The organism is Sulfurimonas sp. ST-25, assembly GCF_048079205.1.
Taxonomy (GTDB): Bacteria; Campylobacterota; Campylobacteria; order Campylobacterales; family Sulfurimonadaceae; genus Thiomicrolovo; species Thiomicrolovo sulfuroxydans.
Map to the genome: position 1 here is coordinate 1,547,257 of NZ_CP182225.1, position 15,453 is coordinate 1,562,709.

At 61.0% G+C, this 15,453-nt stretch carries 19 protein-coding genes; 14 read left to right on the top strand and 5 right to left on the bottom strand.

The window, feature by feature from the left end:
• The first annotated feature begins 100 nt into the window (after nucleotides 1-100).
• From ACM66T_RS07920 to ACM66T_RS07930, 3 genes are all read left to right on the top strand, one after another.
• The gene (locus ACM66T_RS07920) at nucleotides 101-2,944 is read left to right on the top strand and encodes a choice-of-anchor I family protein (protein WP_416768284.1); all 2,844 of its coding nucleotides are present in this window, start codon (nucleotides 101-103) and stop codon (nucleotides 2,942-2,944) included.
• A gap of 106 nt (nucleotides 2,945-3,050) precedes the next feature.
• On the top strand, nucleotides 3,051-3,932 hold the full coding sequence (locus ACM66T_RS07925) for a hypothetical protein (RefSeq protein WP_231018353.1): 882 nt from the start codon (nucleotides 3,051-3,053) through the stop codon (nucleotides 3,930-3,932).
• A 147-nt stretch (nucleotides 3,933-4,079) separates the two neighbouring features.
• The gene (locus ACM66T_RS07930; protein WP_231018355.1) at nucleotides 4,080-4,703 is read left to right on the top strand and encodes a hypothetical protein; all 624 of its coding nucleotides are present in this window, start codon (nucleotides 4,080-4,082) and stop codon (nucleotides 4,701-4,703) included.
• 1 nt (nucleotide 4,704) lies between these two features.
• Here the strand turns inward: ACM66T_RS07930 and ACM66T_RS07935 are convergent, their stop codons facing one another.
• A complete protein-coding gene (locus ACM66T_RS07935) occupies nucleotides 4,705-5,013 on the bottom strand; it encodes a hypothetical protein (RefSeq protein ID WP_231018356.1) in 309 nt (102 codons plus the stop codon).
• Between the two features lie 248 nt (nucleotides 5,014-5,261).
• On the opposite strand from ACM66T_RS07935, the gene ACM66T_RS07940 reads away from it, so the two are divergent.
• Nucleotides 5,262-6,212 carry a hypothetical protein gene (locus tag ACM66T_RS07940; protein WP_231018357.1) on the top strand — a complete coding sequence of 317 codons (951 nt, stop codon included), beginning with the start codon at nucleotides 5,262-5,264 and terminating at the stop codon, nucleotides 6,210-6,212.
• A gap of 52 nt (nucleotides 6,213-6,264) precedes the next feature.
• On the opposite strand, the gene ACM66T_RS07945 is transcribed toward ACM66T_RS07940, so the two are convergent.
• Nucleotides 6,265-8,325, bottom strand: a complete 2,061-nt coding sequence (locus ACM66T_RS07945) for a Kelch repeat-containing protein (protein WP_231018358.1) — start codon at nucleotides 8,323-8,325, stop codon at nucleotides 6,265-6,267.
• Nucleotides 8,326-8,413: 88 nt separating this feature from the next.
• Between ACM66T_RS07945 and ACM66T_RS07950 the strand changes: the two genes are divergently transcribed.
• From ACM66T_RS07950 to ACM66T_RS07980, 7 genes are all read left to right on the top strand, one after another.
• Nucleotides 8,414-8,590, top strand: coding sequence for a hypothetical protein (locus ACM66T_RS07950; protein WP_231018359.1), 177 nt, complete (start codon nucleotides 8,414-8,416; stop codon nucleotides 8,588-8,590).
• 67 nt (nucleotides 8,591-8,657) lie between these two features.
• Complete coding sequence (locus ACM66T_RS07955; RefSeq protein WP_231018360.1) at nucleotides 8,658-9,578, top strand: DUF6515 family protein; 921 nt, start codon at nucleotides 8,658-8,660, stop codon at nucleotides 9,576-9,578.
• 10 nt (nucleotides 9,579-9,588) lie between these two features.
• Nucleotides 9,589-10,164 carry a class I SAM-dependent methyltransferase gene (locus ACM66T_RS07960; protein WP_231018361.1) on the top strand — a complete coding sequence of 192 codons (576 nt, stop codon included), beginning with the start codon at nucleotides 9,589-9,591 and terminating at the stop codon, nucleotides 10,162-10,164.
• A gap of 68 nt (nucleotides 10,165-10,232) precedes the next feature.
• Nucleotides 10,233-10,709 carry an FKBP-type peptidyl-prolyl cis-trans isomerase gene (locus tag ACM66T_RS07965; RefSeq protein WP_231018362.1) on the top strand — a complete coding sequence of 159 codons (477 nt, stop codon included), beginning with the start codon at nucleotides 10,233-10,235 and terminating at the stop codon, nucleotides 10,707-10,709.
• Nucleotides 10,709-11,152 carry a D-aminoacyl-tRNA deacylase gene (dtd, locus tag ACM66T_RS07970; RefSeq protein ID WP_231018363.1) on the top strand — a complete coding sequence of 148 codons (444 nt, stop codon included), beginning with the start codon at nucleotides 10,709-10,711 and terminating at the stop codon, nucleotides 11,150-11,152. The genes ACM66T_RS07965 and dtd overlap by 1 nt, the downstream gene beginning before the upstream one ends.
• Nucleotides 11,152-11,814: a DUF6498-containing protein gene (locus tag ACM66T_RS07975; RefSeq protein WP_231018364.1), complete on the top strand. Its 663-nt coding sequence runs from the start codon at nucleotides 11,152-11,154 to the stop codon at nucleotides 11,812-11,814. Before dtd ends, ACM66T_RS07975 begins: the two co-directional genes overlap by 1 nt.
• A gap of 113 nt (nucleotides 11,815-11,927) precedes the next feature.
• Entirely contained in the window at nucleotides 11,928-12,476 is a 549-nt protein-coding gene (locus tag ACM66T_RS07980) for a hypothetical protein (protein ID WP_231018365.1), read from the top strand.
• Between the two features lie 8 nt (nucleotides 12,477-12,484).
• On the opposite strand, the gene ACM66T_RS07985 is transcribed toward ACM66T_RS07980, so the two are convergent.
• Together ACM66T_RS07985 and ACM66T_RS07990 are read right to left on the bottom strand one after the other, a co-directional pair.
• Nucleotides 12,485-12,862, bottom strand: a complete 378-nt coding sequence (locus ACM66T_RS07985; protein WP_231018366.1) for a hypothetical protein — start codon at nucleotides 12,860-12,862, stop codon at nucleotides 12,485-12,487.
• Nucleotides 12,849-13,100 (bottom strand): hypothetical protein, encoded by a 252-nt coding sequence (locus tag ACM66T_RS07990; RefSeq protein WP_231018367.1) that lies wholly within the window; start codon nucleotides 13,098-13,100, stop codon nucleotides 12,849-12,851. Before ACM66T_RS07990 ends, ACM66T_RS07985 begins: the two co-directional genes overlap by 14 nt.
• A gap of 115 nt (nucleotides 13,101-13,215) precedes the next feature.
• Here ACM66T_RS07990 and ACM66T_RS07995 point away from each other — a divergent pair, with 115 nt between their 5' ends.
• Nucleotides 13,216-13,452: a hypothetical protein gene (locus ACM66T_RS07995; RefSeq protein ID WP_231018368.1), complete on the top strand. Its 237-nt coding sequence runs from the start codon at nucleotides 13,216-13,218 to the stop codon at nucleotides 13,450-13,452.
• Between the two features lie 12 nt (nucleotides 13,453-13,464).
• On the opposite strand, the gene ACM66T_RS08000 is transcribed toward ACM66T_RS07995, so the two are convergent.
• Nucleotides 13,465-13,878 carry a hypothetical protein gene (locus ACM66T_RS08000; protein ID WP_231018369.1) on the bottom strand — a complete coding sequence of 138 codons (414 nt, stop codon included), beginning with the start codon at nucleotides 13,876-13,878 and terminating at the stop codon, nucleotides 13,465-13,467.
• 125 nt (nucleotides 13,879-14,003) lie between these two features.
• Here ACM66T_RS08000 and ACM66T_RS08005 point away from each other — a divergent pair, with 125 nt between their 5' ends.
• Both ACM66T_RS08005 and ACM66T_RS08010 read left to right on the top strand, forming a co-directional pair.
• Nucleotides 14,004-14,390, top strand: a complete 387-nt coding sequence (locus tag ACM66T_RS08005; protein WP_231018370.1) for a bacteriohemerythrin — start codon at nucleotides 14,004-14,006, stop codon at nucleotides 14,388-14,390.
• Nucleotides 14,383-15,228: an aldo/keto reductase family protein gene (locus ACM66T_RS08010; RefSeq protein WP_231018371.1), complete on the top strand. Its 846-nt coding sequence runs from the start codon at nucleotides 14,383-14,385 to the stop codon at nucleotides 15,226-15,228. Before ACM66T_RS08005 ends, ACM66T_RS08010 begins: the two co-directional genes overlap by 8 nt.
• The last annotated feature ends 225 nt before the right edge of the window (nucleotides 15,229-15,453 follow it).

The window sequence follows — 15,453 nt, forward strand, 5'->3', positions numbered from 1 at the left end:
ATGTGATACCGGAATATGTTCAATCCTGCAACCCTGCGGTAATGGCAGTGTAATACTGCTTCCCTACCATCTGCGGAATTTTCACATTCCGGAGTCTCACATGATCGGTCACCTCTATCCCCTTCTCCTCTCCACCGTTACGGCGGCGCTCCTGCTGAGCGCCTGCGGCGAGAGCGGCAACAGCAGCGCGGACAACGTCGCCGCCGTCCCCGACGCCGGTACGCTGCTGCCCTACAGTGTCCTGATGGACAACCTCGCAGACGGCGCGAACCCCGGCGAGACCTTCGGGATCCGCAACGGCGGCTTCGGGTCGGCGGCCGCCGCCGACCCGACAAACAAAAACCGCTTCTACGCCATGACCGACCGGGGTCCCAACGCCACCTACAGCGGCGCCGAAGGCAAGGGCAAGATCTTCCCGACGCCGGATTACACCCCGCGCATCGGTCTTTTCGAGGTCGGCGCGGACGGCAACGTCACGATGGTCAAGGAGATCCTCTTCAAAGACACCGCGGGGCAGCCGATCTCCGGCCTCCCCAACAGCGCGGCGCTCGGCGGCACGGGCGAGATCCCCTACGATACCGACGGTAACGCCATCCGGGATGAAAACGGCAGCATCAAAACCGACGACTTCGGCCTGGACAGCGAAGGGCTCGCCGTCATGGAAGACGGCACCTACTGGGTCAGCGACGAATACGGTCCACACATGGTCCACTTCGACAAGAACGGCAAAGAGATCGGGCGCATCAACCCCTTTGCCGGCGACAGCCGCAACACTTACACGCTGCCCGCGGAGTTCGGCCGCCGCTGGGCCAACCGCGGCATGGAGGGGCTGACGGTCACGCCGGACCAGAAGAGCCTCGTCGGGATCATGCAGTCCACCCTGGACAACCCCAGCAGCGCCGTGCGCGGCACACTGACGCGCATCGTGACCGTCAGCCTCGAAGACGGCACGGTCAAACAGTACCTCTACAAGCAGGAGAAAGCGAAAAACTCCAACTCCGAGATCACCGCACTCAGCAACGACGTCTTCCTCGTCATCGAGCGCGACGGCAGCTTCTACAAAGATACGACGGCGGGACAGAAGCACGTCTACAAGATCAAGCTCACCACCGGCACGGAACTCGAAAGCATCGCCCCCGACGCCAACCTGACGCAGGACGCCGACGGCGGTCTGCTGCTCGACGGACAGACCCTCGAAGAGGTTGCGATCCAGGCGGACGGCTGGGAAACGCTGGCGGCCAAGGGGATCGTCCCGGTCCAGAAAGAGCTCGTCGTCGACATGATCAAAGCGGTCCAGTACCCGCATGACAAAATGGAGGGGCTGATCGTCTTCGACGAGCACACCCTCGGCATCGTCAACGACGACGACTTCGCCATGTGGGCAACCGGCGGGGTGCTGGAGCAGAAATACCTCGATGCGGCCAAGACGAAAATAGACGGCAACACCCTCTATGTCGTCCATGACCTGGAGCTGAGCGGCATGACCCTGCACAAACTCGCTTCTTATAACACCGGCAAGGAGGGGGGCAGCGAGATCTCGGCCTATGACAGCGCCTCCAAGCGGCTCTTCATCACCAACGGCGCGGACAACAGGCTCGACATCGTCAGCGTCGCCGACGTTGCCGCTCCGGCGCTGGTCACCTCCGTCGACCTCTCCGCCTACGGTGCGGGCGTGCAGAGCGTGAGCACCAAGAAGGGCAAGGTCGCCGTCGCCGTCGGCAGTGCCGACAAAGTCGGCACGGTAGGCAAAGTCCTCCTCTTCGACACCGACGGCGGTTTCCTCGCCCAGACGCGCGTCGGCTACCTGCCGGACATGGTCACCTTTACCGGGGACGGCAAAAAGATCCTCGTCGCCAACGAAGGCGAACCCGATGCCTCCGGCGGCAGCTACGCGGACGCCAAGGGCTCCGTCGGCCTCATCACCGTCGCCCAGACGACGGCGGCGGATGATGCCACCGGCTACGCCGAGGCTGATTTCAGCGCGGCGGCGTTGAGCGCAGCGGCGGACGGCACACCGGTCCGCCTGGGCGGTACGCCGAAAAACGACAAGGCGTTCGATATCGAACCCGAGTACATCACCGTCAGCGGCAGCGACGCCTACGTCACCCTGCAGGAGAACAACGCGGTGGCGAAGGTCGACATCTCCGGTGCGACGCCGACGCTCACCTGGGTCAAATCCCTCGGGGCCAAAAGCTACGAACCCGGCAGCGGCAATACGATCGATATCGAGGAGGAAGGCAACATCACGATGAAATCCTACCCGGGACTCTTCGGCCTCTATATGCCCGACACCATCGCATCGTACACTGCCGGCGGGGAGACCTACTTCGTCACCGCCAACGAAGGCGACGGCCGCGAATGGTGCAACGGTGACGAGAGCTACTGCTTCGTCGACGAGGAGAAGATCAAGAAGCTCAGCCTCGACCCGGCGATCGCCGACGCCTACGCAAACGAGAACGACCTGAAAGTCGTCACCGACATGGGCGACAGCGACAGCGACGATGTTTACGAAAAGCTCTATGCTTACGGCGCGCGCAGCTTCAGCATCTGGAGCAGCAGCGGCGACCTCGTCTTCGACAGCGGGGACGCCATCTCCAAAAAGATCGCCGAGATCGAACCGGCGCTCTTCAACCAGGACGACGGCGAGATGGACGGCCGCAGCGGCAACAAGGGCGGCGAGCCCGAAGCGCTGGCCCTGGGCTCCATCGGCGGCAAAACCTACGCCTTCGTCGGCCTGGAGCGTCAGAGCGCCATCCTCATCTACGACATCAGCGACCCTATGCAGCCCGTGTACGTCGATTATGTCGTCACGCATACCGAGGGGGACGTCAGTCCCGAAGGGATGCTCTTCGTGCCGGCAGACCAGTCGCCCAACGGCAAAAACCTGCTGATCGTTTCCAACGAGGTCAGCGGATCGACCGTCCTCTACGAAATCACACAGTAAACTGCGGGAGCCCGATCTCCCCGGGTCTCCGGACTCCCCCAGCCGTCCCGTTTTTCCCTGCACGCTATAATGGCAACCATTTATCCCGCTATAAAAGGTTCCCTGGATGCAAACATTTTTTCTCCGGCTTTCACTCTCTATCGCCACGCTTTTCGTCTTCACGGCCTGTTTCGAACCCGAAACCCCGCAGGAGGCGGCAGCGGCGTTCTGGAGCGCCGTGGAGCGCAGCGATGCGGGCGATGCGGTCCAATACTCCACCCTGGAGGAGAAGGCGGCGTTCGACGCCTTCGGACGCTCCTGGCAGGGGGCCGATGCGACGGTTGAAAAGGTCGTCATCGAGGGGAGAGAGGCGCAGATCGTCTCGAAGATCACCGCGCCGGAGGGGAGCGATCTGCCCGCCACTGTGACGACCTACCTCGTCCAGCGCGACGAGGCGTGGCTCGTCGACTACGCGCGCACGGCGGAGGGGATGCGCGGCAACACCCTCACCGCCCTCTTTGCCGAGCTCACCAAGATCACTCAGGACCTGGTCGGACGGCTGAACAGCACCTCCGGCGACCTGCAGCGCCAGCTGGAGACGATGCGCGGGCAGATGGACGCCTATGCCGAGACGCTCAACCGGCAGATGTCCGAATCCATCGGCCGTTACGGCGGCGTCCTGCGCGAACGCATCGACGAACTGGCCGCGTCGGCCCGTGAAGCGCTCGATGCGAACGGGAAGCGGCTTACACCGCAGGAGCAGCAGACGCTGGACGACGTCGCCGGGGAGATGGAGCGCCAAAGCGACACGCTCTCCGAACCGGACGCGGATAACGTCACCGAAGGGACGGAAAAAGCCCTCGAGGCCCAGCAGAAACTGCTGATGCTCGACGAAGAGACCCTCGAAAGCTATCAACGGCAGTGGATCGAGTGGCGCGACCGGTTCGAACAGGAGGCCAAAGCCTTCTTCGACGCCCTGAATGCCGAACTCCGGAAGCAGGAGGAGTGAAACGCATCCTCCGCCTCCCGCTTCCGAACTATCTCCCCTTCCCCGACTAAAAACCTTTTAAATTTTTTTAAAAAAATGTTTAATAAAGTTATTAATGCTAAAATTATTTTCAGGCACCGACCCTCGGTGTCGTCGAGAAGGAGAACCATGCGACCGATCATCGCGACACTACTACTGTTAATCACGGCGGCGTCCCTCGCGGCCGCCACCACCAAGGTCATCGTCGTCGGGGCGTTTCATACCCCCGAAGGGGCGCAGCAGCGCGTCGATACGCTCAAAGGGTATCTGCGCTACGAGCCGGAGAGCTACGCCCTGCAGCGCGCCGGCCACTACACCTACGGCGTGCGCAGCGCGGCCCCCTATTACGTTGCCGTGCTCTACCGTTTCCGCAATTTCGACGAACTGCTGACGGTACGCAACAGCATCAAGAAGATCTATCCCGACGCCTACGTCAAAAACAACATGAACTTTACACGGCCCCTCGGCGCTGCCGCTCCGGCAGCGCGCACGGCGGCCTCGGAAGCGGCTGTATTCGAACCGGCAGCCGCTCCGGCATCGCAAAGCGTCATGACAGAGACGGATACAACCGTCGTGGAGACGGTACCGGGCACGGAGGTCACGGCGATAACAACCCCAGGGTCGCTTTCGGCGGCCTCCATCACCCCGGAAACGACGGGGCCGTCCTTTCTGCCGCTGCTGATCGCGGAGCTCCTGGGCGGCGCGGCGTTCATTTTGCTCTTTGCGGGCAGACGCCAGCCGGTACAGGGGTGATTCAGAGCTGTTTGACGCTGAGGAGCGCACCGCCCGGTGCGATCAGGGCGGAGAGGTGCACGGTACAGGACTCCCCCCGGTAGTTCAGCGCCGAGAAAGTCGTCATGACGCCCAGGTTCTGCCCGACGGCATAGGCGAGCGTCCCGATATGCGCGTAGCTTTCGGGCACCCGCAGCCGTTGGCGGATAAAACGGGCCAGCACCGGGTGGATGCCGTCGTGCGTCACGGTGAGCCGCGGTGCATCCGGCGTCTCATCTCTTCGCGGCAGCGCCGCCGCTTTCAATGCCGTTACGGGTGTTCTACGCAGCACTGCGTCTCGATATGCCGGGGTCATTGTCATCACATTTTCCTCCCGAAAGCGTCAATAAAAGCACACTATACACCCCGAGTATCACAGCCGTGTTACAACCGAATCCGATGGTTTTTATCCTCCAAACATGTGAAAAAACGGCAAAGCACAGTATTTTTACCGCAAAAAAAAGTTAGACAAAGTTCCGAATGCTAAAATAACCTTCTCTCATTGGCGCTAGCGGGCGCCATATTCATTAAAGGAGTTGCATGCGTCTGGCCACCCTATCGTTTTTACTGTTTCTGTCGGCGGTCTCGCTTGCGGCCGCGACAACAGAAACTATCATTGCGGGGGCGTTCCAGACGGAACAGGATGCGGCACAGCGTATCGAGGCCCTGCAGTGGTACCTGCAGCAGGACCCCGACGTCGGTCCCCTGCAGCAAACGGGTGCCTTTAGCTACAACGTACGCAACGCCGCGCCGGGCTACCTGGCCGTGCTGTATCATTTCCGCAGCAGCGCGGAGCGCAAGATCGTCCTCGATACGATCCGGAAACTGCATCCCAAGGCCTACATGAGCGACGGCGGTGAAATCGTTGCCGGCGTTTTCCAAAGCCACGTAGAAGCGCAGCAGCGCAACGAGGCACTCCACTGGTACCTGCAGCACAACCCCGACACCGGCAGCCTGCAGAACGAACACGCCTTCGCCTATGCCGTCAGCGGCGGAGCGCAGAACTTTCTTGCCGTCCTGGAGCAGTTCCGCAGCAGCGCCGAGGCCAACACTGTCCTCAAAAGCATCCGGAAGCTGCATCCCAACGCCTACATCGCGAAGGACCTCAATGCCCTGCAGCCGGTCATTACCGAACCGCTCGAACCGCAGGTCATGGCGGCCGCCAAAACGCCGGCCGAGACACCGGCCAAGGTAACGGAAGCGCCGAAAGCCGAAGCGGCGGTACCTGCCCCCGATACGAAGCCCCGGGTCGTGGAAGAACCCGCGAGTAACAACGCCACCACCCCGGCGGAAACAGCTGTGACGAATCAGGCCGCCGCCAAGCATATCCCGACGACTCAGTCCTTCCACCGTACCACCCCTTTCGAGGTGACCGGTGACACCGAAGCATCGGACGAGTCCATGCTCTCCTCCATCGTCACGCTGCTCCTCGCCGAACTGCTGCTCGGCGGCGCGGCGCTGATGCTCTTCTTCCGCAAACGCACCCACTGACCTTATTCCCCGGCGGGAACCAGAAAGTTCGACGAAACGTTCCGCTATCCTCCTACGGCGTATAAAGCTCCGCCGTACAGGGGTCGTAACATCCTCCGACGACCAGAATCCTTCCGTCGTCAAGCAGGGTCGCACTCGCCTCCGTATGCGCCTCGCGCAGTCCTCCGGTCAGGCTGAAACCGTCCACAGTCGCGTCATAGATCTCCGCCCAGGGCAGCCCGCCGTCAACGACGAGGATGCGGTGATCGTCCAGCGTCACGGCGCGGGGGAAATAGGTATTGTATAGGGTCGTATTCGAATCGCGGTAGGTCCCCGACGAGGGATCATAGACCTCGGCGGGATCATCGCCGCCGACAAGGAGGACCCGGCCGTCGGGCAGTGCCGCCGTTGCGAAGTAGCAGCGGTAATAGGAGGTGGCCCCGGTCAGCGTGAAAGTGTCGCTCTTCGGCGAGAAAAGCGACGATGCATTCGTGTAATAGCCGTCGACGAGCAGAATCGTACCGTTGCCGTCATTGAGCGGCTGCAGGGAAATGCAGCCATGGCTGATCAGCATCGGACCGACCGCGCTGAAGGTTTCGGTTACGGGATCGAAGACTTCGCTCCCCTGTCCCAAAGAGGTGTGGACGATGAGAACCCGCCCGTCATCTAGGGTGACCGACTCCGGTGCAACCATGTCACTGACGTTAAGATCGCCCAGGAACGCCGTCGTCCCGGCGGCGGGATCGTAAAGCTCGGCACTGAATAGCCGGTGCGACAGCGAGGTATACCCTCCGACGATAAGCACCCGTCCGTCCTGCAGCAGCGCCGCGGTATGGTTGCGGCGCGCGACATGCATGTCCGGCCCGGCGGTGAAGGTCTCGGTCACCGGGTCGAAAAGCTCCGTCGATACCGTGGAGTTGCCGTCGATGCGTCCCCCGGCGATAAAGACCCGCCCGTCCTGCAGTTTCGTGGCCGTATGCGCACTGCGCGTCGGGTTTAGGGGCTGGTGCAGCGCCGGCTGGAAAGTCGCCGGACCGGTAATGGGTACCAGCAGGGTCTGCACCGCGACGGCACCGGCATCATTGGTCACCTTAAGCCGGAAGGTCGTCGTGCGCATCAGGACGCCCGAATCAACGCTCCCTCCCGATGCGATCGCCCCGACGGAGTAGAAGCCGCCGCCGTCACTGCGCTCGATCACGCCGCTGCCGTCGGTAAAGCTCCCCGTCAACGTCACGGAACCGCCAAGGGTCGCTGACGTCGGCGATGCCGTCAATGCCGTCACGGAAGGCGGCGGCACGACCGACACCGTGAGCGAGCTGCTCGTCGAATTGCCGGTGTCATTGGAGAGTGTCAGGGTGTAGAGCGTCGAGGCGGCCGGTGTCACCGTGTATTGATAGACGTTCGTCGGGATGGCAATAGCGCCCGGATCAAGCTGAATGGAGGTGACGGTGCCTGACCTGCTCCAGGAGAGCAGCGACGAACCGCCCGTCGTCACGATGGCCGGGGAGGCGCTGAAACTGTCAATGACCGGCGGCGCCTGCACCTCTACGGTCACTGTGCCCGTCTTCACGGCACCGACGTCGTTCGCAACCGTCAGGGTAAACGTCGTCGTCGCCGTCAGAGGGTCCGACACAACAGGGACGCCGCTGCTCACGGGGCCGATCCCCTCGATGCTTCCGCTGCCCGTAAAGGTCGCAACAAGCTCGACGCTTTCACCGGGGCCGACGGCCGTACGGTTCGCCGAGAAACTCGCAATGGCCGGCGCTGCATAGACGGTGACGTACCACGCCTGGGCAGTACGCCGATCGCAGCTGTCGGGTTCCGTTGCGATCTTGAAGTAGACTTTCTTCCCGATCAGATCCGACGACGGTGTCCAGGAGACCGAATCGGCGTAGTCGTCAACCGTAGCCCCCTCCGGCAGCTTCACCCCGTCGATGCTGTTGCAGTGGAAAGGAAAGCAGGTATACAGCGCATCCACATAGTAAACGTATCTGTACCCCGCCGTCGCCGTCGTCGGCGGCACAGAGTAGATCGTCGGCGACATATCGGTGGTACACTCGATTCCCCCCGTATTGCAGGCCGTGAAGGAGAGGAGACTCAGCAGCGCGATAAAGCCCTGGATGATCTTGTGCATGTACGCCCCCTTTCTTTTTATTTTACCACAAAAAAAAACATCCTGGTTTTTCGCCACGTCGTGAACGCCGCTTGCATATCTATCGGTAATGGAAACCCTTTACTGCGAACACTGTGCCAAGAGCTACCGGGTCAGACCCGAAGACATCCGCCTCGTCCTCCAGCAGGGCCGCGGACTCAAAAAAGATGAAACGCAGTACCGTTTCACCCAGGGCTGTTTTTTCAAAACGCTGACAACCCTGAAACGCGAACATTCCCGCCGCTGAGCGCACACCTCTCACGATTATTTAACGATTTCCCGTTATACTGGACCTATCAATCAAGGAGGATGCCATGCGATACAGCAACTTCATCTCAATGACAGCGGCACTGCTCATCGGTTCGGCCGGGCTGCATGCGGCCCCCGACCATGACGGCCGGAAGGATAACGACAGAGGCGGTTCGAAACAGGAGCGTTCCTATGATAAGCAGGACCGTTCCTACAGCCAGGAGCGTTCAAGCAGCCGAAGCAACACCCTGGGGCAGGAGATACGCCGCGACCGTACCCAGCCCTCGAAGGGTGAGATCCGCCGTGAAGAGGTTCGCCGTTCCGAACCCCAGAAATACACCCCGCACCCGGTAAGACCCGCGCCGGTCGTCCGGCCCAACCAGCGCGAGGAGAACCGCTACACCGAACAGCGTACGGTACGCCCGCAGAAAGGGGACCAGCGCTACGACGGCAAACGGGTCGCTCCGCCCGCCAAAGGGAGTGTCGTCCATATCGACAAGCATAAGCACTATTACCGCCCGCCGGGCGCGCGTCCTTTGACCTATTACCAGCGCCCGGGCTACGTCGTCCGCAGCCTGCCGCGCGTGGCCATCTCGCTGAGCCTCGGCGGCCTCGTCTTCTACTATGCCGACGGCCTCTACTACCGCCACCACGACCGGGGCTTCATCGTCGCCGCACCGCCGATTGGGCTGGTCGTCCGTACCCTCCCGGTGGGCTACACCGTCTTTGTGCACAGCGGGCTTACCTACTACTATTACGCGGACGTCTACTATACCTGGGACACCTACCGCAACGCCTACCGCGTCGTCAGACCGCCGGTGACCTACTATGACGTCGAGTTTGCCCCCGGCCAGGTCCTGGATTACCTCCCCGACGGCGCCTACAGCGTTACGATCAACGGGGCGCAGTACTACCGCTATGCGAATACCTACTTCATGCAGGCCATCCAGGGCGACCGTGTTGTCTATATCGTCGTGACGCCGTAAAGCGGGGCGCATGATCCCCTTCAACCATCTCGGTTGGGTCTTCAGCCGATTCGGCTCGGCGGTCTACCCCGCGGCCGCCGTCTCCCACCTCTGTGCCTCCCTTCGATCCCTTCCTCCCGGCGCCGATCTCCTCGACCTCGGCGCGGGAACAGGGACCCTGGGCAACTATGCGCTTGGCTGCCGGGACGATCTCCGTCCCATCGCCGCCGACCCCGCCGAGGGGATGCTGCGCTACCTTCCCGACAGTGTCGAACGCTTTACGGCCCGGGCCGAGGCCCTCCCCTTCGAGGCGGACCGTTTCGACGCCGTCGTGGTGGGCGAGGCGCTGCACCATTTTGACGTCCCCGAAGCGGCCCTCGACGAGATCGTCCGCGTGCTCAGACCCGGCGGGCTTCTCTTCATCTACGACTTCGATCCCTCTACCCTGTTGGGCGGCGCCCTGAAGCGGGCAGAAAGGCTGCTGGGCGAACCGGGCCACTTCTATCCGCCGGAAACCCTCTCCGCGCTGCTGCGTCAGCGGGGGTTTTCCGACACCGACATCCGTCACGGCTGGCGCTATACCCTCGCCGCAACGCTCGGGGACTAAGAGCGGCGCGTTTGCCTATTCCCCCGTTTCGTTGTAAAATTTCCCTATCCCACCGCTAAGGCCGCACCATGCAGATCACGAAGAACACCCTTGTTACCCTCAACTATGAACTCACGACCGCCGACGGCACGCTGCTGAACCCCGACGACACGGAACTGATGTATCTGCACGGCGGCTACGGCCAGATCTTCCCCAAGCTGGAAGAGGCGCTCGAAGGCAAGCAGGTCGGAGACGACGTCTACGTCGTCCTCTCCCCCGCCGAATCCTTCGGGGAGTATGACGGCTCCCTCCTTGTCGAGGAGGCCCTCTCCGAACTTCCCGACGATCTCGAGGTCGGCATGGAAATAGAGGGGCACCTCGAGTCCAATCCCGACGACATCATTATCTACACCGTCAAGGAGATCCGCGGCGACGAAGCGGTCCTCGACGGCAATCACCCCCTCGCCGGCAGCAGCCTCGTCTTCGACGGAACGGTCAAGGAGATTCAGCCCCTGGATGAAGCGGCCGTCCGTGAACTCCTCGAGCACGAGCACCATCACCACTGATGCTGGCCGTCGTGCAGCGGGTGACGGCCTCCTCCGTCAGCGTGGAGGGCCGCGAAGTCGCCGCGATCGGGCAGGGGCTCACTCTCCTGCTGGGTGTGCTTGAGGGCGATACGGAGGCGGACGCGGAGAAGCTGCTGGCCAAGATCCTCCATCTGCGTATCTTCGCCGACGAGGCGGGAAAGATGAACCGCTCCCTGCTTGACGTCGGGGGCGAGCTGCTCATCGTCTCCCAGTTTACCCTGGCCGCCGACGTCAAAAAAGGGCGGCGCCCCTCCTTCGACGCCGCCGCACGGCCGGCGGAAGCCGAACGGCTCTACCGCCACTTCATTATCCAGGCGTCCCGGAACGTCCCGGTCCGGCACGGCGTCTTTGGCGCCCACATGGATGTGCGCATCGCGAACGACGGGCCTGTGACCCTCATGATCGATTCGAAAACCCTCTGATGGCTGTACTGTTTACCGTGCTTCGGCGCTACGCCTCCCTGCCCCTTTTTGTCCTGCTCGCAGCGAACCTCTACCCGCTTTATGGCGTCCTGGAACTGGGTTGGGGAGTCTTTGAGCTGATCTTTCTGTACTGGATGGAGAACGTCGTCATCGGCGTTTTCAATGTGCTCAAGATGATCGCCAACCGTCCCGAGGAGCTGGCCGGCAATCTCGGCAAGCTCTTCCTCGTCCCTTTTTTCATCTTCCACTACGGCATGTTCGCTTACGCCCACGGCATCTTCGTTATCGCGCTCTTTGCGCCGGACTCCCTGCACCTGAACGTCTTCGGCCTCGCCGATTACATCTACCACCGCGATGTGCTGTTCGGCAACGGCATTCTCACCGCCCTGACGCTGCTCATCGTCAGCCACGCCGTCTCCTTCTACGTCGATTATGTCCGCAGCGGCGAATACGAACGCACCACCCTCTCGGACTGGATGGGCGCCCCCTACGGCCGGGTTGCCGTCCTGCACATCGGACTGATCGGCGGCGGCTTTCTCGTCGCGGCACTGGGCCAGCCCCTCGCCGCTCTCATCGTCCTGCTCTTTTTGAAGGTCGGAATGGACGCACGCTCCCTGGCACTGCGCCACGCTTCCGTGCGGCGGAAGCATCCGGTGGATTAATATGATTTTTTGATAATCACCTATCTGCATCGAGTGATTATTTTTTATCCATAGAACCGTCAACATTTCCCTCTGCCTTGTCGTACACTTCCGTATCTTATGCGGAGGTCATTATGGCATCAAAAGAGAATTACATCCAAAACATCCGAAATGCACGGACCCATCAGCTGAAATGGGTCAACCAGATCAAGCTGATAGTCTCCGGGGTCAGCAGTGAAAAGGATGCGGTGCCCGTCAACCAGTCCGACAGTGACTTCAGCCGATGGCTCTACGACGATGCGATGGTGTTTTCGACGTCCAACGCCAAAAGCGTCATTGACGAAATGATCGAGCTCCATACCAACTGCTACGACATCTATCTCAAGATCTATGCCACGCTCTTCGCCGGGAAATCGGGGGGATTGATGGGGGTGTTCGGTTCAAAAAAAGCGAGTGCCAGTGACCTGAAACTCGCCCAGAACTACTACGAAGAGCTTCTGGCCGCCTCTGACAGCCTGCTCAAGCGGCTGCGGGCCTTCGAGAGCGTCATGCTCGCCACCCCGCAGACCAAGTTTGACGAACTGATCGTCGCCCCGACGCCTGAAGCACCCGCCGCGCCGAAACCCGAAACGACCGGGACAAAGCAGAAACTCTACTTCCGCGGACAGCTTATCGAGGGGTAAGCCCCCGCCTAGTAATCCGTAAAAATGGTGTAGGTCGTCATGTCGCACGGCACCCATACACCCGTTCGCTCGACGACGTACCCGTCCTCATACTCCACCCGAATATCGTAATTCTGGTCGCATTCGTAGATATCCACGACAAGATCGTCCCCCGGGTAAAGCACATCGGCGCCCAGCAGCTCCTCGCCCCAGCTCGAAGCCAGGGAGGGAGCGGCATAGGCATACCAGATGCTGCCCCAGGAGCTCTCATCGTTGTGGATCACGAGCGTCGCCGGCACATAGGGAAGATGGGAAGGGTTGTCCTCGACATAGATGAAACAGCCCGACAACAGCCACAGGGGCATCGCCAGTACCGCCAAGCGGAGCATCAGCTTACTGCGCTTCATCGGACACCTCCGGCTTTGGGAGATAGAAGATGTTGGGCAGTTCGCGGTCATGCAGCTTGCCGAAATCTTTCGCCGGTTTGACACCCGCCGGGACGGCTTCGGGCTTCGCCACGGCCTCGGGGTGGGCGTGAAGCCGGACGATCTCGCGCACCTGGGGCGGCTGCGGCGCCAGCGGCGCGGCGGCATAAAGGGTCGCCGCAGCGAGGGCCGCAGCGCTCCATGGAATAAATTGTTTCATAATCGCTCCTTTATCTTTTTGAGAGTATCTCATACAATCATGAAGCGAATGTGAAGCCCGCAGGAACGGCAGATGCATCCGTTCAGGCACTATATCTACGTGTAAGGAATCCGCTATGGAATACCATGTCATCATCGAAAAACTTTGCAGTTGCGCCAAGAAAAAAGGGCTGGACCAGATCGTCACCTACGACAATAAAGAGAGCGCAAAAAGCGCGGCGGACGCCCAGCTGTCGCTCATGAAAAACAGCTTCTGCGGCAAGCACCACTTCGACGTGACCGAAGTGGATGACCACTTTGTCATCGGGATGCTTCAGGGCGGCTGCGGCTGCGGCACCCACGAGCACCACTAAGGCGTCTGTGCCTCAGTGCTGCACGCGCAGGAACACCTGAAAAAAGGGTAAAACCTCCAGATCCTCCGGATCGATACTGACCCTGCCGTCATCAGCGACGCTGGCGATGATCTCCACCATCTTATCCTCGCTGTGAAAACTGAGCAGTGCCGCATCCTCGCTCTTCTCCTCCAACAGTCCCAGTCCCGTACTTCGTACCAGATCGCGCAGCGCCTCCGCCGAATCGAAAACGGCGGCGGTAATCGCCGTCAGAAAGGCGGCAAAGGGTTCGCAGCGTACTTCGCAAAGCAGGCAATCCTTTTCCGAACGGCTGATGCCGCGGTTCTCAAACTGGATAAAGTCGTATTGTTGCAGGACGTCAAGATCCTCCATGGATATCTCGCGCGAAGCGTACACGGATTTGAGTGCATTGAACGTTGATAACATCGTTACCTCCTCTCGCCCAGTGGCGGGCGTGTCGCTCTGTGACTGCATATTCCGTGCGATGGCGGGCATCGTATGAAAGTTGCACTCGTCTCGCCAACGCCCCGGGCGTACCGAAGGAGACAGCGATGGAAGAACTGACGCTCGGCGTCGCGACGATGGATGAAACCCACGCGGACTTTCTTCGTCAGCTCGATGCCGTTAAACAGGCGACGGGAAACGCCTTCATAGAGGGATTTTCCGCCCTTGTCGAGCATACGGAGACGCACTTCGCCATGGAAGAGGAGATGATGCGTTCGCTCGCTTTTTACGGCCTGCAGGAGCACCTGGACGAACACGAGACCCTGCTCTCGGAGATGCGCTACTTCCTGCAGAAGGCACGTAAGCTCCCCCCCTTCGGACGCTCCTATATCGACGACTACGCCTATGAGAAGTTCCGGCGCCATATCATCAACATCGACTCCCAGCTGGCGATGTTTCTCAAAAGCCTCGAAACGGAGGCGGCACATGGCTGAGACCCTTCCCACACGCGCCGCCGTGCAGATGCCGGCGCTGATCTACGGTACAGCCTGGAAGAAGGAGCAGACCGCGCCTCTCGTCGAAGCGGCGCTGCGCTGCGGCTTCCGGGGGATCGATACGGCCTGCCAGCCCCGCCACTACCACGAGGCCGGCGTCGGCGAGGCCCTGGAGAAGATGCGCGGCGAAGGGCTCGAGCGCGAAGCAGTCTTTCTGCAGACGAAATTCACCCCCGTCGACGGACAGGACCCGGAGAACACCCCCTACGATCGCAACGCCCCGCTCCCCGAGCAGGTAGCGCAGTCGTTCCGCGTCTCCCTGGACAATCTCCGCACCGGGTATGTCGATTCGTACGTCCTGCACTCGCCCCTCTTCCCGTTTGCGCGCCTCCTCTCCGTCTGGCGGGCGATGGAAACGATCGCCGCGGACGGCAGTGCGCGGCAGCTGGGAATCAGCAACTGCTACGAACTGCGTACCCTGCAGCGGCTCTTCGACGAAGCGGAAATCAAACCGGCCGTGCTGCAGAACCGCTTCTATGCCGATTCCGGGTACGACGTCGAGCTGCGCGCCTTCTGCGATGCCAACGGCATCCGCTACCAGAGTTTCTGGAGCCTGACCGCCAACCCCCACCTGCTCGGGAGCGAACCGGTCATCCGCGCGGCAATGGCGCGCCGTGTCGGCACGCCGCAGATCTTTTACGCCTATCTGATCGCCAAAGGGATCACTCCCCTGGACGGCACCACCTCGTCGGTGCATATGCAAGAGGACCTGCACGTCACGGATATCCGCCTGGCACCCGAGGAGATCGCGGCGATCGACCGCCTGCTTCTCTCCTGACGCACCGCACCCTTTCGCGCAGGGATTTTCAATAATAGACAGCACCTGAATTCAATTGATTAAAAGTTGATCATTTTGTTGTTCATGCTGTTTCCAAAATGTCCTATACTGTTCTTACCCGTAAAAGGGTAAGCATTCCGATGCGATTGATTTGTAAAGGCTCTCTTTGAGAGCCGCCATTACGTTTTTGTTCTTCTACTCCCTTGCATTCGCGGTGCTGCTGTC